At 71.2% G+C, this 24,426-nt stretch carries 20 protein-coding genes and 1 CRISPR repeat array; of the genes, 11 read left to right on the forward strand and 9 right to left on the reverse strand.

Features of this window, described 5'->3' with window-relative positions:
- Positions 1-372 precede the first annotated feature (372 nt).
- Entirely contained in the window at positions 373-927 is a 555-nt protein-coding gene (locus ACQPYA_RS13940; protein WP_433533001.1) for a hypothetical protein, read from the forward strand.
- Here ACQPYA_RS13940 and ACQPYA_RS13945 read toward each other — a convergent pair.
- Positions 884-2,110: a protein kinase domain-containing protein gene (locus ACQPYA_RS13945; protein ID WP_433533002.1), complete on the reverse strand. Its 1,227-nt coding sequence runs from the start codon at positions 2,108-2,110 to the stop codon at positions 884-886. The two genes, ACQPYA_RS13940 and ACQPYA_RS13945, sit on opposite strands and share 44 nt — an antisense overlap.
- A gap of 329 nt (positions 2,111-2,439) precedes the next feature.
- On the opposite strand from ACQPYA_RS13945, the gene ACQPYA_RS13950 reads away from it, so the two are divergent.
- The 9 genes from ACQPYA_RS13950 to cas2e are packed head-to-tail and all read left to right on the forward strand — an operon-like array spanning position 2,440 to position 13,616.
- A complete protein-coding gene (locus tag ACQPYA_RS13950) occupies positions 2,440-4,542 on the forward strand; it encodes a UvrD-helicase domain-containing protein (protein WP_433533003.1) in 2,103 nt (700 codons plus the stop codon).
- The gene (cas3, locus tag ACQPYA_RS13955; RefSeq protein ID WP_433533004.1) at positions 4,539-7,382 is read left to right on the forward strand and encodes a CRISPR-associated helicase Cas3'; all 2,844 of its coding nucleotides are present in this window, start codon (positions 4,539-4,541) and stop codon (positions 7,380-7,382) included. Before ACQPYA_RS13950 ends, cas3 begins: the two co-directional genes overlap by 4 nt.
- Before the next feature lie 33 nt (positions 7,383-7,415).
- The gene (gene casA / locus ACQPYA_RS13960; RefSeq protein WP_433533005.1) at positions 7,416-9,077 is read left to right on the forward strand and encodes a type I-E CRISPR-associated protein Cse1/CasA; all 1,662 of its coding nucleotides are present in this window, start codon (positions 7,416-7,418) and stop codon (positions 9,075-9,077) included.
- Positions 9,074-9,748 carry a type I-E CRISPR-associated protein Cse2/CasB gene (casB, locus tag ACQPYA_RS13965; protein ID WP_433533006.1) on the forward strand — a complete coding sequence of 225 codons (675 nt, stop codon included), beginning with the start codon at positions 9,074-9,076 and terminating at the stop codon, positions 9,746-9,748. Before casA ends, casB begins: the two co-directional genes overlap by 4 nt.
- Positions 9,745-10,869: a type I-E CRISPR-associated protein Cas7/Cse4/CasC gene (cas7e, locus tag ACQPYA_RS13970; protein ID WP_433533007.1), complete on the forward strand. Its 1,125-nt coding sequence runs from the start codon at positions 9,745-9,747 to the stop codon at positions 10,867-10,869. The genes casB and cas7e overlap by 4 nt, the downstream gene beginning before the upstream one ends.
- On the forward strand, positions 10,866-11,567 hold the full coding sequence (gene cas5e / locus ACQPYA_RS13975; RefSeq protein ID WP_433533008.1) for a type I-E CRISPR-associated protein Cas5/CasD: 702 nt from the start codon (positions 10,866-10,868) through the stop codon (positions 11,565-11,567). Before cas7e ends, cas5e begins: the two co-directional genes overlap by 4 nt.
- A 2-nt stretch (positions 11,568-11,569) precedes the next feature.
- Positions 11,570-12,247, forward strand: coding sequence for a type I-E CRISPR-associated protein Cas6/Cse3/CasE (gene cas6e / locus ACQPYA_RS13980; protein ID WP_433533009.1), 678 nt, complete (start codon positions 11,570-11,572; stop codon positions 12,245-12,247).
- Positions 12,244-13,212, forward strand: a complete 969-nt coding sequence (cas1e, locus tag ACQPYA_RS13985; RefSeq protein WP_433533010.1) for a type I-E CRISPR-associated endonuclease Cas1e — start codon at positions 12,244-12,246, stop codon at positions 13,210-13,212. Before cas6e ends, cas1e begins: the two co-directional genes overlap by 4 nt.
- A complete protein-coding gene (cas2e, locus tag ACQPYA_RS13990; protein WP_433533011.1) occupies positions 13,212-13,616 on the forward strand; it encodes a type I-E CRISPR-associated endoribonuclease Cas2e in 405 nt (134 codons plus the stop codon). Before cas1e ends, cas2e begins: the two co-directional genes overlap by 1 nt.
- 25 nt (positions 13,617-13,641) lie before the next feature.
- Positions 13,642-13,976: direct repeats of the CRISPR family, unit length 30 nt; unit sequence CTGCTCCCCGCGTACGCGGGGATGGTCCCC.
- A gap of 177 nt (positions 13,977-14,153) precedes the next feature.
- On the opposite strand, the gene ACQPYA_RS13995 is transcribed toward cas2e, so the two are convergent.
- The 5 genes from ACQPYA_RS13995 to ACQPYA_RS14015 all read right to left on the reverse strand — a co-directional run bounded on the left by ACQPYA_RS13995 (position 14,154) and on the right by ACQPYA_RS14015 (position 18,463).
- Positions 14,154-15,512: a carbohydrate-binding protein gene (locus tag ACQPYA_RS13995; RefSeq protein WP_433533012.1), complete on the reverse strand. Its 1,359-nt coding sequence runs from the start codon at positions 15,510-15,512 to the stop codon at positions 14,154-14,156.
- A gap of 170 nt (positions 15,513-15,682) precedes the next feature.
- Complete coding sequence (locus tag ACQPYA_RS14000) at positions 15,683-16,264, reverse strand: hypothetical protein (protein ID WP_433533013.1); 582 nt, start codon at positions 16,262-16,264, stop codon at positions 15,683-15,685.
- 106 nt (positions 16,265-16,370) lie between these two features.
- Positions 16,371-16,871: an HAD domain-containing protein gene (locus ACQPYA_RS14005; protein WP_433533501.1), complete on the reverse strand. Its 501-nt coding sequence runs from the start codon at positions 16,869-16,871 to the stop codon at positions 16,371-16,373.
- Between the two features lie 289 nt (positions 16,872-17,160).
- Complete coding sequence (locus ACQPYA_RS14010; RefSeq protein WP_433533014.1) at positions 17,161-17,892, reverse strand: hypothetical protein; 732 nt, start codon at positions 17,890-17,892, stop codon at positions 17,161-17,163.
- Complete coding sequence (locus ACQPYA_RS14015) at positions 17,885-18,463, reverse strand: RNA polymerase sigma factor (protein ID WP_433533015.1); 579 nt, start codon at positions 18,461-18,463, stop codon at positions 17,885-17,887. Before ACQPYA_RS14015 ends, ACQPYA_RS14010 begins: the two co-directional genes overlap by 8 nt.
- A 75-nt stretch (positions 18,464-18,538) precedes the next feature.
- Between ACQPYA_RS14015 and ACQPYA_RS14020 the strand changes: the two genes are divergently transcribed.
- Positions 18,539-19,804 (forward strand): YncE family protein, encoded by a 1,266-nt coding sequence (locus ACQPYA_RS14020; protein WP_433533016.1) that lies wholly within the window; start codon positions 18,539-18,541, stop codon positions 19,802-19,804.
- Positions 19,805-19,843: 39 nt separating this feature from the next.
- On the opposite strand, the gene ACQPYA_RS14025 is transcribed toward ACQPYA_RS14020, so the two are convergent.
- From ACQPYA_RS14025 to ACQPYA_RS14035, 3 genes are all read right to left on the reverse strand, one after another.
- Positions 19,844-21,331, reverse strand: a complete 1,488-nt coding sequence (locus ACQPYA_RS14025; protein WP_433533017.1) for a hypothetical protein — start codon at positions 21,329-21,331, stop codon at positions 19,844-19,846.
- 156 nt (positions 21,332-21,487) lie between these two features.
- A complete protein-coding gene (locus ACQPYA_RS14030) occupies positions 21,488-23,332 on the reverse strand; it encodes a dynamin family protein (RefSeq protein WP_433533018.1) in 1,845 nt (614 codons plus the stop codon).
- Positions 23,333-23,426: 94 nt separating this feature from the next.
- Entirely contained in the window at positions 23,427-24,320 is an 894-nt protein-coding gene (locus tag ACQPYA_RS14035; RefSeq protein WP_433533019.1) for an IniB N-terminal domain-containing protein, read from the reverse strand.
- Between the last annotated feature and the right edge of the window lie 106 nt (positions 24,321-24,426).

Here is a 24,426-nt window from a genome sequence, read left to right on the forward strand (position 1 = left end):
TCGGTACACAATCGACCTCTGGAGGAGTCATGCCGCGGCGCGGGCGTAGCACAACAATCGGAAAGATCGCGAAGTTGCATCAGGACCGCCGGGTGTCCGAGATCCGGATGCTCGGCGAGTTGCTGCGTGACGAGCAGCGCGGCACGGCCGGCGAGGAGCGGGCGACGCGCGAACCGCAGGCCCTGCCGGCACCCCTCTGAACTGCTTGTACGACCTTTCCCGACGACCGAAGGAGGACCATGAACACCCTTGCTCGAACCAGCGCCGTCAACATCCTCGTCCACGTGCTTTCCGCCGGTCGAGTACGCCAGTCAGGGTGCGCGGCGGTACGGCTCCGGGGTCGCGGGCATCCCTTCCCAGGCGTACGCGCGAGTGCGCCTTGACCCTGTCGTCGGTGCCGCCATCGCCGACGCCTACGTGGCCGCGCCGGTCCGGGACGAGCGGGCCTACGCCGCGTACGCCGCCTTCTGCCGAGAGACGATGCGGCAGTACCACTTCCTGGTGGGGCGGGTGGAGTTCGGCGGCCTGGGCGTGGCGGTGCGGATCGTCGACGAGGATCCCTATGTGGACGCCATGTCGATGGTCGACGACGTGCGGTGCCGCCGGTTGCGGGTGTGGGCCAGCGCGGCCGGTGACAACCCGCATCCCTACCTCAGCGACGGCGAGAACGACATGTTTCGCGCGGTCCACGACGTGTTCGGGCACGCGGCGAGCGGCCGGGGCTTCGACCGGCACGGAGAGGAGGCGGCCTGGTTGAAGCACAGCACCATGTATTCGCCGCTGGCGCGGCGCGCCATGACGACCGAGACGCGCGGGCAGAACTGTGCCCAGGTCTTCGGTGGCCGCTTTGCCGTGCAGAAGGCGGTGCTGCTGCCCCGACTGTTCAGCGACCCGCGTCGGGTGCGCGTCGAGGAGGGTGAGGCGTAGCCGGCCGGTCGGTGTCGAGTCGCTCGATCTCCTGGCGCAACTCCCGCACCGTCGCATGCTCCGGCCCGTCGACCCGCACCCGCTCCTCCAGCAGCGATCTGAGCTGCCGTAACGCCCGGTCCTTCTCCCCGAGAGCGACGTGGGCTCGGGCGGCGCGAACCCGAAGATCGAGCACCACCGGATCGTGGTCGCCGCGCTGTCGGGCGAGTTTCTCGGCGAGCTGTCGCCACTGTCGCGCGGCGGCCCGGAACTCGCCCGCGGCGTGCAGCTGCTCCGCGTCGTGCAGGGTCTGCTCCACATCGGGCTCGGGTCGCCCCGCGGTGGGCGAGGCCGTGGGGCGAAACTGCTGCGGCACCCGTCCCACGATCGCGGCATATGCCTGCACCGCTCGGACGCTCTCGTCGAGCACTCCGGGCATCGGTGGCAGGTCCCGGGAGAGCGGAGCCAGCACTTCGTACGCATCGGCGGCCGTGGCCGGGCGATCCTGCGGCTGGATCGCCAGCAGCGCGTGGACGAGGTCGTCGAGCGTGGTCGGGATCTCGGGCCGCAGCTCGGCCGGGCGTGGTGCCGGCTCCATCGTCTGTCGTCGTAGCGTGGTCGTGGTGGTCGCGTCGTCGAACGGTGGCTCGCCGGTGATCAGGTCGAAGAGCGTGGCTCCGAGGCCGTAGAGGTCGGTGCGGTGATCGGCGGGCCCGCCGAGGAACTGCTCCGGGGCCATGTAGCCGACCGTGCCGAGGACCTGCCCGGTCTGGGTGATCTTCGAGTAGCGCTCGTCGTCCCGCACGACCGCGAGACCGAAGTCGAGCACCTTCACCGCGCCACTGCTGTCCAGCATGACGTTGCTCGGCTTGATGTCGCGATGCACCAGGCCAATCTGGCTCGCCGCGAGCAGGACGCTGCTGATCTGTGCCCCGATGGCGGCCACCCAACCGATCGGAAGTGGAGCGTGCTCGGCGATCAGGTCCGTGAGGGTGATCCCGTCGATCTTCTGGAGAACGACGTACGGGTGGCCGGCATGCTCGCCGAGATCGAAGACGGCGGGCACGCCGGGGTGGTCAAGCCGAGCGGTCAGCAGCGCCTCGCGGCGGAACCGCCGTGCCAGGTCCACGTCGGACACGGCCACGAACTTCACGATCACGGGCCGGTCGAGCAGCGTGTCGTGAGCAGGCCAGACTTCAGCCATCCCCCTGTGCGCCAACGGAAACCGGCCCAGCTGATACCGGTCCCTGAGGCTCGTTCCAGGCACCACGAGGCCCAGCATAACGACCGGTCCGGCCGTAACCCGGCACGTCCGTCCGGCTCTGCGTGGCTCATCTGGTGAACGACAGACTCCACATGGGTGCTTGCAAGCATCGTTCACAACGTGTTGAATGTGCGCTGAGTGCCGGACGAGCCTCCGACTGCAGACCGTCCATGTTGCGCGATCGGTGCGGCCGACCGTGTCCGGCTCGCGACAGTTCCGACGACCATGTCCTGGCGGTAGCGCCAGGCACCCGTTGACGGGGGATGGTTATGGCTGAGTTGGCCATCGACCGGGATTTCCTGCCCGCGTATGGCAGGCTTCAACGCCGCGTGCAGCGCGCCGTCGATGCCGCTATCCGGAAGTTCGCCGAGCACACCCATGCGGGCCTGCACCTGGAGAAGCTGACCGGCGCGCGTGACCCCAACATCCGCACCATCCGGATCGACCAGTTCTATCGCGGGGTGGTGCTCTACCTCGGCGAAGAGAGGTACGCGCTGCTCGACGTCCGTCCGCACGACGACGCCATCGCCTTCGCGGTGAGCCGCCGGTTCAGCGTGAACCAGGTGCTCGGCGTGTTGGAGACGCGCGATCAGGCCGGCATCGAGGAGTTCGTCCGGAACGAGCCCCGGGAACCGCGTCAGGCGGGAATCTTCGCGCGAATCAAGACCGCCGATTTCGTGCGGCTCGGCGTGGACGAGGATCTCGTGCCGCTGTTGCGTCTCATCGCCACCGACCAGCAGCTGGAGAGCCTCTCCGGCCGCCTGCCCGAGATGCAGTTCGACGTCCTGCTCGGCCTGGCCACCGGAATGTCGGTGGCGGAAGTCTGGGCGGAAATCGCCGACCGGACCGTCTCGGGCGTGGACACCGACGACCTTCTGACCGCGGCCCGCCGCACCCCGGAGCGGATCGCCTTCGTCTCGGGCCCGATGGAGCTGGCCGCCATCCTCGCCCACCCGTTCGACGTGTGGCGCACCTTCCTGCACCCGACACAACGCGACGTCGCCTACCGCGAGACCTACAGCGGCCCCGCGCTGGTGACCGGCAGCGCCGGGACCGGCAAGACCGTCACCGGCCTGCACCGTGCCGTGTTTCTCGCCGAGCGGTTACCGCAGGGGGAGAAGGTCCTGCTGACCACGTTCACCCGGGCGTTGGCCGAGGCGCTGGGCAAGCAACTTCACCGGCTCGCCACCGAGCCGGCGGTGCGGGCACGCATCGACGTGGTCAGCATCGACAAGCTGGCGTACGAGATCGTCAGCCGCGACACGAGACGGGTCGCCGTCGCCGAAAACGATGTCTTGGACCAGTTGTGGGAGGCTGCCGCGAACGCCGGGCCCACCCACGTGAACCGCGCTGGCCAGGTCACCACCTTCAGCGCAGCCTTCCTGCGGCACGAGTGGGAACAGGTGATCCTGGCCCAGCAACTGACCAGCCGGGAGGCGTACCGCGACGCCCCGCGCCGGGGCCGGGGCGCGGGCCTTCGCGGAGCCCAACGCGACCAGGTGTGGGCCGCGATCGACACGGCTGCCCGGGAACTGGCGAAGCGGCGGCTGCGCACTCACACCCAGCTCGCCGATGAGGCAGCGACGCTCGCGCGTCGTTCACCCGCGCCGTACCGGCACGTCGTCGTCGACGAGGGGCAGGATCTGCACCCGGCGCAGTGGCGTCTGCTGCGGGCGCTTGTCGCGCCCGGACCGAACGACATGTTCCTGCTCGCCGATCCGTACCAGCGCATCTACGACAGCTGTGTCTCCCTGGCCCAGCTCGGCATCGAGGTCCGCGGTCGGACCCGCCGGCTCACGATCAACTATCGCACCACCCACGAGATCCTCGACCTTTCCGTGCGGGTGCTGGGCGGCGACGCCGCCATCGGCCTGGACGGGCAGGAGGACAGCTTGCGCGGCTACCGCTCGATCACCCGTGGCGGCGTGCCCGAACTCGCTGCCCACCGCAGCCGCGACGGTGAGTGCGAAGCCTTGATCGAGCGGGTCGGCACCTGGCTGGAGCAGGGCGTGGAGCAGCACGCCATCGGCGTGGCCGCCCGAACCGGTCAGCTCGTCAGGAGCATCAGCAAGATCCTCAACGACGCCCACATCCCGGTGGCCGACGACAAGCGAGGCGTGGACGGGGTACGCGTGGACACCATGCACCGCATGAAAGGGCTGGAGTTCCAATGCCTCGCGGTCGTCGGGCTCGACGCGGGGGTGCTACCGGCACCGAACGCGCTCACCTCGGCGGCAGAGGATGCCCACGCCCACCGGCAGGACCTGCAACGAGAGCGCTGCCTCCTCTTCGTCGCCCTGACCCGGGCCCGCGACGTGCTCTACCTCTCGCACAGCGGTACGCCCAGCCAGCTCCTGCCGGTCAACCGATGACCGGCGGGGTCCCGGCCCGCGGTCCCAAACTGGGCGACGCGGCACGCTCCGTCTGGGGTAAGACCGACCGCAAAGGCACCTCTCCGGTCGGTTGGTTGCCACTGTGGCGGCACCTTGCCGACTCCGCCGACGTGGCGGGACAACTCTGGGATCACTGGCTGAGCCCGGCGACTCGCCGTCGCATCGCCGAGGAGGTGCCCGGTGGTGACGCCGACGCCCGTACCCTGGCCGTCTGGATCGCCGGGGTGCACGACATCGGCAAGGCCACGCCTGCCTTCGCCTGCCAGGCGTATCCGCTCGCCGAACGGATGCGTGATCGCGGGCTCGCATTCCACCGGGATCTGATCCGCGCCGACCGCCGGTACGCCCCCCACGCCACCGCCGGGCACGTGGTGCTGGCGGACTGGCTACAGGAACAGGGCTGGATCGACCCACACCCGTACGCCGTCATCGTCGGCGGCCACCATGGGGTTCCGCCGACCGACGAGGGCCTTCGTGATGTGCAGCTGCGTCCGCACCTGCTCGGTGACCCGGCCTGGCGGCAGGTTCAGCAGGAGCTGCTCACCTGGATGGCAGAGCGGTCGGGGGCGGCCGAGCGGCTCGTCGAGTGGGGCGCCGCACCGCTGTCGCAGCCCGTGCAGGCCGTCCTCACCGGTCTCGTCATCGTCGCCGACTGGATCGCCAGCAACGAGGAGTTCTTCCCGTACATCCTGGACGGCACGGACACGGGCCGGCTGCACTCCGGTTGGGACCTGCTGGACCTGCCCGCCCCCTGGCAGCCCGTGGACTCGCCGGTGAGCGTGGACGAGCTGTTCGGCGCGCGGTTCGCGCTACCCGAGGGCGCGACGCCACGCCCGGTGCAGCGGACCGTCGCCGAGTTGGCCGCGACCATGCCCCTCCCCGGCATGGTCATCATCGAGGCGGCGATGGGGGAGGGCAAGACCGAGGCCGCCCTGGCGGCGGTGGAGATCCTGGCCGGCCGCACCGGGGCGTCCGGCTGCTACCTGGCCCTGCCCACCCGGGCCACCAGCGACGCCATGTTCGGGCGGATGCTGTCCTGGCTGCGCCGGCTGCCCGACAGGCAGGTCGGCCGAGGCGCCCGGGATGTGCGGCTGGCCCACGGCAAGGCAGCGCTCAACCCCGAGTACGACCGGTTGCGACGCACCTTGCTGCCGAGCGGTATCGCCGAGGACGCCCGTGGCGCCGACATCGGCGTACACATCTGGCTCGCCGGACCCAAGCGGACCCTGCTCTCCAGCTTCGTCGTCGGCACCATCGACCAGCTGCTGTTCGCAGCGCTGCGCAGCAAGCACCTGGTGTTGCGCCACCTCGGCCTCGCCGGCAAGGTCGTGGTGATCGACGAGGCGCACGCCTACGACGTCTACATGGGCCGGTTCCTCGACCGGGCGCTGGAATGGCTCGGCGCATACGGTGTCCCGGTCGTCGTGCTCTCCGCGACGCTGCCCGCGCAGCGACGGGCCGAGCTGATGGCGGCGTACGACCACGGCCGGCTCGGGGCCCCTCCACCGCTCACCTGGCGCGACCGCGGCAAGCCGCGCATCGACCCGTACGCGGCGCTCCGCACCGACCTGCGCTATCCCCTGGTCACCGCCTCCACCGTCGACCGTGGCGCCACCGCCACCAGCTGCGCCGACTCCGGCCGCGGCATGGAGGTCAAGCTGCGGCGTCTGCCCGACGACCTGCCGGCGCTGGTGGAGCTGTTACGCGAACAGTTGGCCGACGGAGGCTGCGCGCTCGTGGTCCGCAACACCGTGGCCCGGGTCCAGGAGACGGCGGCAGAGTTGCGCGCGACCCTCGGTCCGGACACCCCCGTGTCGGTGGCGCACTCCCGGTTCATGGCCATCGACCGCGCCGCGAAGGACCGCTGGCTGCGCGACACCTTCGGACCACCCGGCAGCGGCGACCGCCCACGCCGGCACGTGGTGGTGGCCAGCCAGGTCGCCGAGCAGTCCCTCGACATCGACTTCGACCTGCTGGTCACCGACCTCGCCCCGGTCGACCTGGTGCTGCAACGCATCGGCCGGCTGCACCGCCATCCGCGCGCCGACCGGCCCACCCGGCTCGCGGTGCCCACCTGCTGGATCACCGGCGTCGACTGGACGACCGAGCCGCCGCAGCCGGTCGCCGGCTCGCGCCGCGTCTACCAGCCGGCCACGCTGCTACGCAGCGCCGCAGTCCTGCTGCCGCATCTCGACGGTGCGCCGCTGCGGCTTCCGGCCGACATCGCGCCGATCACCCAGACCGCCTACGGCGAGACGGCGCTCGGCCCACCATCCTGGCAGCCCGCGATGGCCGAGGCGGAAACGAAGCAGCGAGACGAGATCGCCGCAAAGGAGCTGAAGGCCGACGGTTTCCGCCTGGCCGGCGTCGCCGAGCCCGGGGTGCCCCTCATCGGCTGGCTCTCCGGCGGAGTGGGCAACGCCGACGACCGCGCGGCGCAAGGCCACGTCCGCGACACCGACGCCGATTCCCTTGAGGTCCTGCTCCTGGTACGCACAGCAGACGGCCTGGCGCTTCCCCCGTGGATCGACGGGGGTGGGGTAGTCGTGCCGACCAGCAGTGTTCCACGCTGGCCGCTGCCCCGCTTGATCGCGCGCTGCACCCTGCCGTTGCCGCGGTCGATGACCACGGCGGACGTGGTCGACGAGGTCATCGCGGAGTTGGAACAGCGCACCGACCTCGGCGCCTGGCAGGCAGAGCCCTGGTTGGCCGGTGAGCTTGTGCTCGACATCGAGGAGGGCGGAAGCACCACGCTGGCCGGCTTCGAGCTGCACTACGACCCCGGCGAGGGGCTGCGCGTCAGCCGGGCCGGCACCTGAGTTCACTTCGATTTGAGAAAGGAGGTGATGCCGGTGACCGGCTCACCTCACCCCGCCGGGTTCTCGCTGGTTGACGAGGCGTGGATCCCGGTGCTGGACGGCGCGGGCCAGCGCCGCGAGGTATCGCTGCTCGGCCTCTTCGAGCAGGCCGGCGACGTACGCATGATCGCCTGTGAACTGCCCACGCAGACCTTCGCGATCCTGCGGCTCACGCTGGCGATCCTGCACCGAGCCACCGGCGGCCCGGCCGGCGAGCCAGCCTGGCGGGCGCTCTGGCGGGAACGGCGGCTGCCGACCAATGACATCGCCGACTACCTCGGTGCCTTCCGCGACCGGTTCGACCTGCTGCACCCGAAGCACCCGTTCTACCAGGTCGCCGACCTGCGGGCGGCGAAGGAGAACAGCTACGGGCTGGAACGCCTGATCGCCGACGTGCCGAACGGCATGCCCTTCCTGACCACCCGCGCCGGATCGGGAATGGACTCGGTGACGCCCGCCGAGGCGGCCCGCTGGCTGGTGCACTGCCAGGCGTACGACACCTCCGGCATCAAGACGGGGGCGGTCGGTGACCCGCAGGCCAAGAACGGCAAGGGCTACCCGATCGGTGCCAGCTCGCTCGGCTGGCTGGGCGGTGTCCACCTGGAAGGCACCACCCTGCGGGAGACCCTGCTGCTCAACCTGGTGCCGGTCGCGCCCGGCTGGCAGGTGGCCGACGAACGGGACCTGCCGGTGTGGGAGCGCGAGCCGCAGGCCGCCGCCGAGGAGGCCGGCTCCACCCGAGGCCCGTACGGTCTGCTCAGCCTTTACACCTGGCAATCAAGGCGGATTCGGCTCTTCGGCGATGCCGGCGGCATCACCGGCGCGATGATCTCCAACGGTGACCGGTTCGACTGGCAGGACCGACACCTGCTGGAACCGATGAGCGTCTGGGGGCGCAGCGCGCCACGCGAACGCGAGCAGAAGCGGACCCCGATCTACCTGCCCCGGCCGCACGACCACAGCCGGGCACTGTGGCGAGGATTGCAGACCCTGCTGCCGGCGCCGCCACCGCCCGGTGCCGAGCCGCCGCAGCGGCTGTCACCGATGGTGGTGCAGTGGCTGGCCCGGCTGACCGTCACCGGCGTCGTCGGAACGGGCTTCCAGGCCCGCACCCGCGCCACCAGCGTCACCTACGGGTCCAAACAGTCGGTGGTCGACGAGGTGTTCAGCGACGCGCTGACCATGAACGTGCTGCTGCTGGTCGAAGACTCCGCGCTGCGTGCAGCGGCCGTCGACGCGGCCGTCGACGCGGAGGCAGCCGTGACGGTGCTGCGCCGGCTCGCCGACAACCTGGCCCGCGCCGCCGGCAGCCGGGACCTGGACAGCGGCGAGGCCGATCGGGCGGCCGAGCGCGCGTACGCGCTGCTGGACCGCGTCTTCCGGGACTGGCTGGCGGGACTCGGTCCGGGCAGCGACCCGACGTCCGAGCGTGCGGCATGGCAACGGCTGGTCCGCCGGGCCGTCGCCCGACTCGGCTTCGACCTGGTGGCAGCGTCCGGCCCCACGGCCTGGGTCGGTCGGACCGGCAAGGACCGCGCCGGTAAAGACACGCACTACTCCAGTTCACAGGCCGAGGCGTGGTTCCGCGTCGGCCTGGCCAAGGCACTGCCGATGGCGGCCGAGGCGGCGCGCGAGAAGCAGGAGGAAGCAGCATGACGGTGGTGGAAGCCGACCAGCCGGCCGGGCCGGCCCGAAAGGCGTGGTCCCGTCGCCGCAGAGAACTCGGTGAGCACGTCGCCCGGACGGTCGGTGCCCTACAGGCGCGGGTGCTGAGCACCGTGCCCCAACCCGAGGCGGTCAGCGCACTGGCCCGGCTGCGGCGCGGCATCGGCCGCACTCCGGGCTTCGACTTCACCCTGGAGCGGTACCTCCAGGTGCCGGAGGAGTTGCTGGGCTGCCGTCCGGCCGACGACGCCGAGGCGACGGATGCCGAACACGCCGTACACGACGCGGTGACCCTGTACGCGCTGCATCAGCAGTCGCGCCGTGAGCGGATGCATGTGGAGGGGCGCGGGCTGGGGCATGCCCTGTCCGAGTTGGTCCGCAAGTCCGGCGGGCCGGAGGGGGTACGGCGCCGCTTCGCCGCCCTCGGCACCGCCAGCACCTATCACGAGAGCACCTACCACCTGCGCAGCCTGATCACCATGCTGCGCGAGCACCAGATCCCACTCGATTACGGCCTACTCGCCGACGACCTGAAAACCCTTCGCCGGCCGGACGGGCCTCCCAAGGTACAGGCCATCTGGGGCCGGGAGTTCTTCCGCAGCCGGCCCACCACCGACGTTGACGCCACCACCACCGACTTCCCCGAGGAGAACCCGTCATGAGCCGCACCATCATCGACGTCTACGCGCTGCAGACCGTGCCGCCGAGCAACCTCAACCGCGACGACACGGGCTCGCCGAAGACCGCCGTCTACGGCGGCGTGCGGCGGGCGCGGGTCTCCAGCCAGGCATGGAAGCGGGCGATCCGGCTCGCCTTCGCCGACCTGCTCGACCGCTCCCAACTCGGCGAGCGGACCAAGCGGGTGGGCGAGTCACTCGCGGCGCGGATCCGCGCCCTGGACCCGAGCCTCTCCGAGGAGGCCGCGTCCACGCTGGCGGCCGATGCCTTCGTGGCCGGCGGCCTCGCCAAGGTCGACAAGAAGAAGGGCGAGGTGAAGGACATCGAGTCCAGTTACCTGCTGTTCCTGAGCCACCGGCAGTTGGACAACCTCGCCGCCGCCGTGCTGGAGGCATCGCGGGCCGGGGCTCCCCTCGACAAGGCCCGGTTCAAGGCGCTGGTCGACACCGAGCACTCGGTCGACATCGCGATGTTCGGCCGGATGGTGGCCGACATGACGGACATCAACGTGGACGCCGCCTGCCAGGTATCCCACGCCATCAGCGTGCACGCCGTCGACAACGAGTTCGACTACTTCACCGCGGTCGACGACCGCAAGGCCGACGCCGCCGAAACCGGCGCTGGCATGATCGGCACCATCGAGTTCAACTCGTCCACGCTGTATCGATACGCCACGGTCGATGTCGATGCGCTGCACCGCACCCTCGGCCACGCTGGCGCGACGCGCGCCGCCGTCGAGGCATTCCTCACCGCCTTCGCCCGCAGCATGCCGACCGGCAAGCAGAACACGTTCGCCCACCGCACGCTGCCCGACGCCGTGCTGGTGCGGCTACGCGACACCCAGCCGATCAACCTGGTCGGAGCCTTCGAGACGCCCGTCCGCGAGACGCACGCTGCCGGGCGGATCGAGTTGGCCGCAGAGGCGCTGGCCAAGCACACCGTCGCGGTCGAGAACGCCTACGGGGAGCGGCCGGTCGGTAGCTGGGTGACCCAGGTCGGGGAGAGGACCGTGGTGCTGACCGACCTCGGCAAGACGGTCAGCTTCGGCGAACTGGTCACCGGAGTGGGGGAGCAGGTCGACGCGGCGCTCGGGCAGCCAGCATGAGTGTGTTGTTGCTGAGGCTTGCGGGTCCGCTCCAGTCGTGGGGCTCGTCCAGCCGCTTCGCGCGCCGAGACACCGGGATCGCGCCGACCAAGAGCGGAGTCATCGGTCTGCTCGCCGCCGCCCAAGGCATCCGACGCACCGAGCCGCTCACCGAGCTACTCGGCCTGGAGTTCGGGGTGCGCCTCGACCAACCCGGGCAGATCCTGCGGGACTTCCAAACCGCCCGGTCCCTCGACGGGCGTCAGAGCGCCCCGCTGACCTACCGCTTCTACCTGTCCGATGCGGTGTTCCTCGCTGCCGTCAGCGGCGAGGAAGGACTGCTGCACGGTCTGGCCGAGGCGCTTGACCGGCCGCGGTTCCCGCTCTACCTCGGTCGTCGGTCATGCCCGCCGGTCGGCCCGCTCAACCTCGGCGTGCACGACGGAACTCTCGACGGCGCGCTGACGGAGTGGCCATGGCTCGCCGCCGAGTGGCACCGCAGGAAGGCGGCCCGCACGGTCCGGCTGGAGATCATTCGGGACGCGCGTGCGGGCGAGCCGGCCGTCGAGACCATGCCCGACGAGCCGGTCAGCTTCGACCCCGCACATCGGCAGCACACCTGGCGATCGGTGCTGCGCCGGCACGTCGATGTCACCAACGACCTCGCGGAGCGGGCCGGCGTCGCCGAACACGACCCGTTGAGCCTGCTGGGAGGCTGAGCATGTTCCTCACCCGATTCCAGATCAACCCGGCCCGTCGGGGCGCGCGGAAACTGCTCTCCTCGCCGCACGCCATGCACGCGGCGGTCCGCGCCGCCTTCCCCGTTGCAGCAGACTACGAGCGCGCCGGCAGCCGTACGCTGTGGCGGCTCGACACCCCGGCCACCTCGACCGTGCACCTCTACCTGGTCAGCCCCGGCCGACCCGACCTCACCCATCTGATCGAGCAGGCCGGCTGGCCCACCAGCGACGAAGCCTGGGTGACCCGGGACTACGACGGGTTGCTCCGGTCGCTGGCCCCGGGCCAGGAGTGGGCGTTCCGGCTCGCCGCCAACCCCAGCCACAGCGGGCGCAAGACCGCCGACGCCAAGGAGACGCAGCGCTTCGGCTACCTGCGCGAGCACGAGCAGATCGCCTGGCTGGTGCGCCGGGCGGAACGGCGTGGCTTCGTCCTGGCGAGCCAGCACGACGGCCGCCCCAACGTGCGACTGCACCGCCGACAGACGCACTCCTTCAAACGCGGCATGGGCACCGTCACCCTCACCACGGCGACGTTCGACGGCATCCTCCAGATCACCGATGCGGACGCCTTTCGTCGGGCGTTGACCGGCGGGATCGGGCATGCCAAGGCGTACGGCTGCGGCCTGCTCACCCTCGCCCCTGCCCAAGCCAACCCATGAAGATCCCCGGCGTGCCGCCGGCCGAACTGTCGGACCTCAACCGCGCCCAGGACCGGCTCAGCTTCATCTATCTCGAACGTTGCGTGATCCACCGGGACAGCAACGCGATCACGGCCACCGACGACAAAGGCGTCGTCCACATCCCCGCCGCGACCCTCGGCGTACTCATGCTCGGACCGGGCACCAGCATCACCCAGCAGGCGATGATGCTGCTGGCTGACAACGGTGCCACCGCGGTCTGGGTCGGCGAACACGGTGTCCGCTACTACGCCCACGGACGCCCGCTCGCCCGATCCAGCCGGCTGATCGTCGCCCAGGCCGCTGCCGTCTCCCACCGGGACCGGCGGCTTCGGGTGGCACGAGCGATGTACCGGATGCGTTTTCCCGGCGAGGACACCAGCAACCTCACCATGCAGCAACTTCGGGGCAAGGAAGGAGCCCGGGTACGCCGCTGCTATCGGGAGCACGCCACCCGGACCGGCGTCCCGTGGAACAACCGCGAGTACGACCCGAACGACTTCAATGGCAGTGACCCCGTCAACCAGGCACTCTCAGCCGCCCACGCCTGTCTGTACGGCATCGTGCATGCCGTCATCGTGGCCATCGGCGCCTCTCCCGGACTCGGCTTCGTCCACACCGGCCACGACCGATCCTTCGTCTACGACATCGCCGACCTGTACAAGGCAGACATCACCATTCCGGTCGCCTTCGATATCGCGGCCAGCCAATCCACCGACATCGGCGCCGACACCCGCCGCGCCGTCCGTGACCGCGTCCACGACGGCACCCTCCTCGACCGATGCGTGCGCGACATCCGAAGCCTGCTGCTCAGCCCCACCCCCACCGGCCCGATCGACGAGCAGTGGCTCGACGACGGGCCGGAAAGCGACACCGTACGCCTCTGGGACGAGGAAGGCCCCGAACTCGCCAGCGGGCGCAACTACGGCGGTGGAGTGGACTTCTGATGACCGTCATCATCCTCACCGCCTGCCCCGAGGGCCTACGCGGTCACCTCACCCAGTGGCTACTGGAGATATCCGCCGGCGTCTACGTCGGGCACGTCAACAGCCGGATCCGGCACCGGCTCTGGACCAAGGTCGTCGAGATGGCCGGGCCAGGACGGGCGTTGCTCGTCCACCAGCAGCCGGGCGAGCAACGGCTGTCCTTCCAGGTGCACGACCACCACTGGCAGCCCGTCGACCACGACGGCGTCACCCTGATCCGTCGGCCGAGCGAGCGAAAAACCTACAACCCGGCCCTGCCCCCAGGCTGGAGCAAAGCATCGAAACGCCGCCGATTCGGACGTCGTCCCGGGAGCGGCACCTCAGCGGCGAGTCCGAACCAAAGTGAACGAAAAACCGACAGTTGATCTACGGAAGCCCAGGTCAAAAAGTCTGCTCCCCGCGTACGCGGGGATGGTCCCTCACCCACTGGAGGACCCATGACCGACCCGGCCTGCTCCCCGCGTACGCGGGGATGGTCCCGTACTGGGCGGTCGAGAAGCACCGCGGTGTGCCTGCTCCCCGCGTACGCGGGGATGGTCCCCGCTGTGGCGATCACGCTGCTCCTGGCCCTGACTGCTCCCCGCGTACGCGGGGATGGTCCCCCCTGGGTCGCCGAGAACGTCCTCCCCGCCATCTGCTCCCCGCGTACGCGGGGATGGTCCCCGGCCGCGCTCATCGCGTGGCGGTAGCAGCCGCTGCTCCCCGCGTACGCGGGGATGGTCCCCAACCCTGTGCTCGCGCAACCAGTAGGGGAGCCTGCTCCCCGTGCATGCGGGATGATCCCTCGCCTGGGTCCATGTGCGGCAGCGCGCAGCCGCGTTGACCATGTGCTCGGTCTGACCTTGGCGTCGAGGTCGAGCCTCGGGTGGGCACCGGCCAGTCGGCGGTGCCCACCCGGTTGGTCAGCGGCGCTGGAGGGCCTTCACGTTGTCGCCGAAGGTCCAGCCCTTCGAGCCGTCCCAGTTGATCGACCAGGTCATCAGGCCCTTGAGGTTGCCGTTGTAGGTGTTCCACGCCTGGCTCACGGCCGACGGGGCCAGGTAGCCGCCGCCCGCGCCGACCTGGGCCGGCAGGCCGGGGACCTGCTTGTCGTAGGGGACGCGGATGGTGGTGCCCTGGATGACCAGGCCGGTGTTGAGGCAGTTGGTCTGGGCGACGAAGCCCTGCACGGTGCCCGCTGAATACGAGTCGCCGGCGCAGCCGTACATGCTGCCGTTGTAGTACTGCATGTTCAGCCACCAGAGCCGGCCGTTGTCGGCGTACTTCTTGATGATGGGCAGGTAGGAGCCCCAGATCGAGCCGTAGACGACGCTGCCGCCGGTGACGTACGCGGTCTCCGGGGCCATGGTGAGGCCGAAGCCGGCCGGCATCTGGGCGAGGACGCCGTCGATGATGCGGATCAGGTTGGCCTGCGAGGTGGAGAGCTGGTTGATGTTGCCGCTGCCGGTGAGGCCGGTCTCGATGTCGATGTCGATGCCGTCGAAGTTGTAGCGCTTGAGGATCGGCACGATGGTGGCGACGAAGCGGTCGGCGACCGCGCTGGAGCTGAGGTCGATGCCGGCGGTGGCGCCGCCGATCGACATCAGGATGGTCAGCCCGGACGCCTTGGCCCGGCACATCTCGGCGGGGGTGGGCACCTTGACGGTGGCGTCCATGCCGTCCTGCCAGAGCACGGTGCCATCGGAGCGGATCACCGGGAACGCGGTGTTGATCACGTTGTAGCCGTGGGCGGGGATCCGCGAGTCGGTGATCGGGATCCAACCCAGCCCCGGGTGTACGCCGTTGGACGCGCCGTCCCAGTTCTCCCAGTAGCCCTGGAGCACCTTGCCGGCCGGCTTGGGCTTGAGCGCGCAGGTGTCCGAGCCCAGCGGGGGAGTGGTGGTGGGCGGCGGGGTGGGCGTGGGCGACGACGTGGGGGTGGGTGACGGGGTTGGGGTCCGGGTCGGGGTGGGTGACGGGGTGGGTGCGCCGTCACACGGGCCGAGGTCGGTCCAGAGTGACGGGGTGGCCGCCGGGTTCCAGCCGGCGCCGACGTGCGCGGTGTGCGTGACCAGGGCCTGGTAGGTCCGGCCGGCGTAGGTGACCCGGCTGCCCGCCTGGTAGGTGTTGCCCTCGGCCCAGGTCGGCGCGGTGCAGGCGGCGAGAATGCCCGGCGCGCTGGTGGGGGTGGCCGCGAAGCTGGCGGCGGCCGGGGCTGCCGCGACGGCGGCGACCAGGGCGGCGGTGGCCAGCAGGGCTGGCGACATGGGACGACGTCGCATGGCATGCCTCCTCATCGATGGGGGGAGGCTATCGTTAACTTTATTAAAAGTAAATGCGTCGATCTCGCAGATGCGGCCCCTGACGCCCCCTCGGCGGCATGTCCGTGCGTTGTTGCGAAGATCGAGTGGGCAGGGCGTCCTCGATGTCGAGTCGAATGGCTCGTCGCGTCTCAGGTGTTGGCGGGGCGGTACTCCATGCCGTCGGGGCTGGGCCTCAGGACCGCGGCATAGCGCTGGTCGCCGCTGATGCCGTGGTCCTCATCGATCTCGAAACCGATGAGCGCACGGTGGTACGGCACCTCGCCGTAGACGGCGATCGCGATGTCGGCCAGCCACCGGTCGAGCGCGCTACGCCACGTCAACGATTCCACGCCGCTGGATTCGTCGAAGGGGTAGCCGCCGATGCGGCGGTCGACTCGGGCCAACGCGCCCAGCGGTAGGTAAAGCTCCAAGGTATCCAGCCCCTCGTACCGGGACAGGAAACCACCGCAGACGACGCGGGCGCCCGAGGGCAGCGTCAGCGTCCCGCGTAAGTGACCATGCTCGTGGAGGGCCGCCACGCCAAGGTCGACCGCCGCGAACCCCGTCCCGTCGCCTCGAAGACCATGGCAGCCCTGGACGTCGGCGACACGCCACAGGCACGATAGGGCACGGTCGACGTTGGCATCGTCAGCTGCGCCGAGAACCAGGCACAGTTCGTAGAAGCCACCCGTCCAGTTCTCGTCGTCGTTCATATCGTCCGCGATCCGCACCGCATCACCATCGCCGATCCGGCCGCAGACGTCACCCTGTTACTCGTGCCGCACTGCGTCGCGGCCATGAGCGGACGAGCCGATACGCGATGGATGGCCCAGCGGATCAAGCTGCCTGTTCCCGGTGGTCGAGCCAGTGGCGCACTGCAGTGAGGTCGATGTCGGTCAGTCCCACGTGCGGGTCGACGCGGTTCAGCAGCGTCGGGTGTGGGTGATGTGCGGCGATCCATTGCCGGTCGGTGTCGGTGATCTCGTCGTCGAGCCAGACAAATGGACGTTCTGCTGCCCACCGCGCCACCGACGCGGTCTTCCAGTGCACCCCGCTCGGTGGTTCTTCGTCATCGTCGATCCAGTCGACGACAGGCAGAGCAGGTAGGCCGAGCCGAGGTGCCACCACCTCGTTCGCCTCGGCCATCCACGTACTCGCCCAGACCAGTTCACCTGGCAAGGCGAGGAGCCGGCGACCGTCGTCGGGTTCAAGACGATCCAGTAGTGGATTGCCGTGGCAGTCGGGGCCGTCTTCCGCGCTGCCGCTGCGCTGACGACCGGCACCGGCTGGCCGGGCCCGAAGCGGGATGAGCACGCCGTCGATGTCAACAAAGATCAACGGTCTTCCGTCGCTGGCAGGCACCGCCGAACCGTACCGCTCATCGGCGGTCTGCGGTCGTCGCGGTCAGCTACCTGAACCTGACGTAGCGCGCGGCTCGCGGCAGATCCGGGTGGCGTCTCACCAGGCGTGTCGACCCCGGGACCACATTTCCGCGCGGCTCTGATTTCACACAGACATAAATATTTCTGTGTGAAATCAGAGCTGTTGGGAACATTGCCCCTGTGCGCGTCCCGCCGGGCAGGCTGGTCGCGTGACGCGCGCTCATCGGCAGAAGCGGATGCGGGTGCTACTCAAGCGAGATGGCGATATCGACCGCCTCCGCCATGGTCAGCGGGCCTTCGAGGCGGTAGGTCACCCCGTTCTCCTGCCAGATCAGGGTCGCCGCGGCGAGTCGGGCGCTCTCCTCCCGCACGGTGCCGGTGCGGTCCACGTACGACAGCGGGTGTGGGCCGCCGATCCAGATCGCCGGCTCGCCGCCGACCTGGGCCCACTCCGCCCCGGTGCCGCCGGCCTGCTTGAAGAAGGCGCCGTCGAGCCGGCCGTCGAACGCGTCGAGGCGCAGCTCGCCCCCCCGGTAGAGCAGGGTCGCCACCCGGTGGCTGCCGGTGCCGTCCGGATCGGCCACCAACACCCGCTCGGGCGGACCCAGCCGGGCCGGGGTCCGGATCGGGAACCGCACCGCGCGCTGCGCCTCGTCCAGCTCGGCCGGACGCTGGCCGGGCAGCGGCGACGGCGTGCCGGTCGGTGAGGGGGCAGCCGACGTGCTGATGGTGATGCCGGCGAAGCGCAGCAGCCCGGTCACCGCATCGGCGAGCGCGGCCCGGCCGGGCGGCAGCAGCGCGACCAGCAGGGCGGCCAGCGCCACGACGACCGCGTACCGCCAGCGGCGCCGGCGGTCATTGGTCACCGTGGATGGCTCGGCGGCGAGCCGGGCGTGGACCCGAGCCGTCACGTCGGGCGGTTCGGGTGTCTCCAGCCAGGTGGAGAGTTCGCGCAGCTCCCGCTCCAGGTCATCCACGATGGCTGACCTCCTCCACCGCGAGCAGGGCGCGCAGCTTCGCCAGGGCCCGGGACGTCCGTGACTTCACCGTGCCCCGGGGCCAGCCCAGCATCGTGACGGTCTCGTCCTCGGTGAGGTCGAGGAAGTACCGGCAGACGAGCACCTCGCGGTCCTTGGCCGGGAGCAGTCGCAGGGCCCGTACCAGCGCGGTCCGGCGCTCCCCGGCGAGGACCGCGCCGACCGCGCCGTCCTCGGCGATCTCGGCCGTCGGGTCGACCCGCGCCGCCCGCAGCACCAGGCCGTGGCGGCGGTCCCGGGACCGGTGCAGGTTGCGGGTCTCGTTGGCCACGATGGCCAGCAGCCACGAGCGGAAGGACGAGTCGCCGCGATAGCGGGAGAGCTTGCGGTACGCCTTCACGAACGCCTCCTGGATGACATCCTCCGCATCCGAGCCCGCGCCGAGCAGCACCGCCGTCCGGTACGCGGACGCGGTGTGTCGGGTGACCAGGAGTTCGTACGCCTCCCGGTCACCGGCCTGCGCGCGGGTGACGAACTCCTCGTCGTCCAGTGGTACCTCCGGTGGGATCACCCGTCATGACACCGCCCGCGCGGCCCGGGTTCCATCCCGGCGGAACCTCGGCGGCGCGAGCGGTGTCACCGGGTCATGATGCCGAAGTCGACCGTCTCCCGCCGTACCCTCCTGACCGCGCTGGCCGGCGCGGGCGCTGTCGCGCTGGCCGGCTGCGACGCCGCCCGCAGCCCGGCGGCCACCACCTCCGCCATCCAACTGCCGGACCCGCTGCTGGTCGAGATCGACAGCGGCCTCGGCGTGCTGCGCGGCGCCGACCGGCAGAGCATCCCGCACGCGGTCGCCAGCACCGACGGGCGGCTGGTCTACGCGAGCGCGCCAGAGGGGGCCGATACCGCGTTCTGGCGGATCGACGCCGCCACCGGCACCAGCTCCGAGCGGGTCACGCTGCCCGGTCGCTGGGTGCCGCAGACCGTCTCCACCAACGGTACGACCGTGGCGTTGACCACCGAGGGGGTGAGCGTCACCAAGGAACGCCCCGACGCGCGGGACGAGACTCCCGTGCTGATCGCCGACGCCGGCGGGGTCCGGCAGCGGCTGCGGCTGCCGGGCAACTTCGTCCCGGAGGCGTTCACCAACGATCTTGCCGGGCTCTTCGTCCTGGAATGGCTGCCGCCGAACGCGCCGGACCGCTACCGGGTCCGCGTCGTCGACCTCGCCACCGGCAGACCCGAGCCGCTGATCACCCGAAACAAGGCACCGATCCCGTCCGGCGCGGAGGAGGAGATGCGCGGCGACGGACGTCAGGCGGTGCTCGACCCGAACCGGACCGTGCTCTACACCCTCTACACCCACCAGCCCGACCACCAGCACACCCGGGACCGGATCAGCGGGCGGCCGGGCAGTGACGTGCACGCCTTCGTGCACACCCTGCACCTTGAACAGCGCTGGGCGTACTGCGTCGACCTGCCGCACCCGTTCGGCGAGGGACCGGCCGACGGCCACGCCATGGCGATCACCCCGGACGGCACCCGGCTCTTCGTCGTGGACGTCACCTCCGGCACCGTCGCGGAGATCTCCACCCAGGAGTTGACCGTACGCCGGACCGCCAAGCTGGCTGGCGACGCCCGTCCCGCGTACGCGGCGGCCGGCCGGGACCGGCTCTTCGTCGGCGCCGGCTCGCACGTGCGGACCGTGGCGCTCGACGGTCTTGCCGCCGGTGCCGGGTGGCCGGTCCGCGACCGGGTCACCGGTCTCGTCCTCAGCCCCGACGGCGAGCGCCTCTACGTCGGTCAGCACGCGGCGGTGAGCTGGCACGACCCCGCCACCGGCGCCGAGCTGGGCCGCATCACGGTGCCCGGCCTGGTAGGACTGCACGGCCCGGCCCTGCCGCCCACCTGAGAAAAACGTTAGTAGGGGGCCCCTTTACTACCTCAGGCGTTAATAGGGGGCCCTTCCTTGCAGCTTGGTGAGCAGGGCGTCGCAGGTGCGGACGACTACCTGTGCGCCGCGTCGTTGGGGCAGCGGGAGGGCGGGGTTCTCGGCGCGTTCCTGCCAGCGCCATCGTGCCTCGGCGCTGGCCTCCCAGAGCCAGCGGGCGGTCGCGTCGGGCGTGACGCCGAGCCGGGCCGCCGGGGCGTCGCCGTCGCCGCCGACCAGCCGGCGGGCCTCCTCCGCCAGCTCGGCCGCGAAGCCGAGCCGGCCGTCGCGCAGCGCCGCCAGCAGGCGCGACTCCTGGAACTCGTGCGCGCTGGCGAGGATCTGCTCCAGCGTGCCGAGCAGCTCGGCGGTGCCCGGGCCCGGTTCGGCGCGCAGCAGCGTCTCCACCGCCACCAGCGCCGAGCGGGCCTTGAGCACCTCCCGCCGGTCGACGAAGAGACGGTTGATCGACTCGCGTAGCTCGCCCAGCCCGGAGCGCCGCACCAGCTCGGTGGAGAGGGCCGCGCGGCTGGCGCAGCCGGTGCGTACCAGGGTGGTCGCCAGGCGCACCCCGACCAGGCCGAGCCGGTCCAGCAGGGCGGCCCGGGTCGCGGCGTCCAGCGGGACGGGCGGCTCACCACGGCCGAACCGCTCGGCGGAGAGCAGGTACGGCTCCAGTTCGGCGCGCGGCACCTGGGCCAACGCCGTCAGCGCCGCGAAGTCCGGTTCGCCGAGCAGCCGGCCGGCCAGGCCGAGCAGGCCGCTGCACGGGACCGCCGTGACGCAGAGCGCGTCCACGTGCGGCTCGCGCAGGGCCCGGCGGGCGAGCTGGCGGGCCCCGAGCAGCGCGTCGACCCGCCCACCGCCGGTCTCGTCCACCCTGGACAGCACCAGGATCGCGTTGACCGGGGCGGCCTGCCCGACAGCGCTCTCCCGGGCCGATGCCAACCCGTGCAGGTCGGCGCCGCGGGCGTCGCGGGTCAGGTACAGCATTGCGTCGGTCTCCCGCAGCACCCGCTCCATCACCGGGTCCCGCCCGGGCCCGCCGCCGTTCGCCGGGCCGCCCGTGCCCTCGTCGGCGCCGACCGCCGGGGTGTCGAGCAGGGTCACCGGCCGCAGCGAGCGGGCCGGCCAGCGCACCACGATGTCGCGCAGCTCGCCGGCCCGCCAACCGGCGAGGTCGACGCGCATCCCGGTGCCGGAGCGCTGCACGGCCAGCCGTTGCGGCGGATGGTTGGTCGAGTACCCGACGGCGTCCGGGTGCGGCCCGTCCTCGTACCAGGTGAAGGCGCTGCCGTCGACCGGCGCCACCTCCTCGCCCATCAGCGCGTTGAGCATGGTGGACTTGCCGCTGCGCCAGCCGCCGACGACCGCGACCCGCAGCGGCTGGTCGAGTCGGGCCGACTGGTGTCGCAGCTGGTCGGCGGCGCGCGGATTGTCCCGGTAGACGTGCCAGGCCTGGTCCAGCAGGTTCCGGACGGCCGCGTCCAGCCGCCATCCGCCGCTCATGCCGGCACTTCGCTGCGCTGCGTGCCGTCATGAGGCAGGTTCGCGCTGAGCCTGATGATTCGCTCGCTACGCTCGCTCATGCCGGCACTTCGCTGCGCTGCGTGCCGTCATGAGGCAGGTTCGCGCTGAGCCCGATGATTCGCTCGCTACGCTCGCTCATGTTCGGGGGGCCAGTGGTGCGGGGCGGGCGGCGGCCACCTGCTGGGCCTGCTCGTAGAGGGCGGCCAGCCGGGTCATCCGCTGCCGGATCTCGCGGTGCCGCTGCTCGCGTGCTGCCGCGTCGGTGTCGGCGGCCTGCTTGGCGTTGCGCAGCGACTCGACGATGCCCGCCTGCAACTCCTCGGTCAGCGCGCTGAAGTGGTCGCGCAGCAGGCGCTGCGCCTGCCGGGCCGCGTCCCGGCTGTCCTTGGTCACCCGGACGAAGAAGTCGTCGACGTGTCGCTGGACCGCCGCCTTGACGGTGGCCTGGCGGCGGCGCAGCAGCTGCCGTCCCTCGTCGCGGATGCTCTTGCCACCGAACAGCGCCCCGGCGCCGATCGAGATCGGATTGATCATCGGCATGCCGGCCAGCGTGAGGGCCAGGCCGAACATCAGCAGCCCGCCGTAGGAGCCCTTCATGCCGGTGATCACCTTCTGGCTCACGGTGAACCGGTCGACGCTCGGCCGCTCCATCTCCGGCAGCGGCTCCCCGTGCTCGGCCGGCACCGCCAGCGGCCAGGGCGGCAGCGCCCCGTGACCGTACCGGGTGAAGGCGTCGGCGACCCGCCGGGCGACCCAGTCGCAGCGTTGGACGAGCCACTGCCGGTTCGCCTCCGCCGCCTCGACGAGGCTGCGTTCCAGCCACTCCTGGACGGTGTCCCAGGCGACCAGCGGGTCGGCGGTCTCGAATGCCTCGTCCACCGTCCCGAGGATGTGCCGGGTCCGGTCGCGCAGGTCGTACTCGACGTCGGAGAGGAGGTCGGCCATCTCGTCGTTGAGCGTGTTCTGCCATCGGGTGGCGCAGCGGCGCAGCTCGTCGGCCTCCCGCTGGGCGGCGTGCAGCCGGGCCATCGGGCCGGACTCCTCGTCGGCGCGCTGGCTCTCCAGCTCCGCGCGCAGCGGCGCGGCGAGCTGCTCCACCACGGTCCGCGCGGTCAGCACCACAGTGGCCCGGGCCAGCACGTCGGGCTTGCCGGCCAGGTCCCGGCGGAGCCGGGCAATCAGCGGCGGAAATCCGGACTCGGCGTTGAGCGCGTGGTCGTCGGTGGCGGCGGCGCGCAGCCGCAACGCCGCCGACACCGCGATCAGCGTCGCCGGTACCCCCGCGTCGGCCAGGTGCCGCCGGTTGCGGTCGGCCACCGTCCGCCAGTCCGGCACCAGGTCCGTCTTGGTCTGCACCACGATCACGTTGGCGTGCGAGCGGGTCAGGTGCAGCAGCATGTTCAGCTCGGCGACGGAGAGGTCCCGGGTGGAGTCGGAGACCAGCAGGACGGTGTCCGCGCGGGTCAGCGCGGCGACCGGGGTGGTGGCGCCGGTCGCGGCCAACTCGCCGCTGCCGGGCATGTCCACCAGCACCATGCCGGCGCCGAGCAACGCCCGGGGCAGGCCGATCTCGACGTACGCGGGGCCGGCGCCGGGCCGGCGTCCGGTGGTGCCGGCGACCCCGGCCGCGATCTGTTCGGTGGGTACCGCGGTCCGCTCCACAGCGGCCGGTACGGCGACGGATCCCGGCGTCGCCGGTGGCGTCTGCACCACGGTCGCCGTGGCGACCTCCGCATGGCGCAGCACGGTCGGCAGGACGGTCGTGCGTCCGTCGCCGACCGGGCAGACCGGGGCGTTGACGATCGCGTTGACCAGTTGGCTCTTGCCCTGGTTCGGCTCGCCGACGACCAGCACGGTCAGCGCCGGATCGAGCAGGTGCGCACGCTTGAGCCGGACCGCCTGGAGCAGATCGCCGCGTCCGTGTTCCTGACACGTACGGGCGATGTCGTCGAGCGCGTCCAGCCAGATCCCGGCTATCACCGCACCAAGTGTGCTGATTTCAGAGGAATTATCAAGAGCTGATGTCAGCGGGGGTGCCGGGCGGACCCACGCCCGGCACCCCCACCGTTCCCCGTCAGAACAGGCCGTCGGCGAGACCCAGCACGCCGCCGGTCGAGGCGGACGCCTCGCCGTGGACCGCGGCGTCACCCTGCGCCGAGCCGCTGACCCCGCCGGTCAGCGCGCCCGTCGCGCCGCCGGTCACGCCGCCCGTGACGCCCGAGAGCAGGCCGTCCACCTGGCCGGTCACCCCGTTGACCGTGGACGGGACGTCGACCGGGGGCACCACGCCGGCCACCCCGTCGGTCAGGCCCAGGCCGCCCAGGGTCCCTCCGACGCCGAGCGAGCCGACCAGGTCACCGACCTGGCTGGTGGTGCCCGGCAGCAGGCCCGCCGTGGTGTCGAGCAGTCCGTTGCCGGCGGTGTCCACTGCCGACACCGGGTCACCGATCGTGCCGGTGACATCACCGACCGCCGGGCCGGTGGTGCTGTCGACCACGCTGGTGACGTCCGCGTCGAGGGTCTCCGCCACGTCGTGCACGCCGGTCAGGTCCGCGCCGACCCCGGTCGGCGACAGCCCCAGGCCGACGCCGGGCAGCAGGCTCACCCCGGCGGTGACCGCCGCCGGGTCGACCGCGATCGCGCCGAGGACGCCCGCCTTGACGTCCGCGCCGGTGTAGGAGCCACTGACGGTGATCTGCTGCGCCACGCTCTGGAGCTGGCCGATCACGTCGGTGCTGTCGCCGAGCAGCGGATCCACGCCGAGCTGGCCGGTCAACGGCGCCACCGGCGCGAGCCCGTGCACCGGGGCGTAGTCGACCACCAGCGGCACCACGTCCTGGACGTCGGCGGCGGTGATGTCGCCGAGCCCCGCGGCCCGCAGCGCGCCCTCCGGATCGAGATCGAAGGCCGACCGCGCGTCGGCGTCGGTGAGCAGGTTGAGCACGAAGTCGTGCAGGGTCTGGTCCATGTTCGCTGGTTTCTCCTCGGACGAAACGTCGGCGACCGGTGATCGCCAACGACGCTACGGCCGGTGAGCGACACCGGACATCGGGGACGATCCCGCAACCCGACCC

The sequence above is a fragment of the Micromonospora sp. CA-263727 genome, assembly GCF_050942455.1.
GTDB lineage: Bacteria > Actinomycetota > Actinomycetes > Mycobacteriales > Micromonosporaceae > Micromonospora.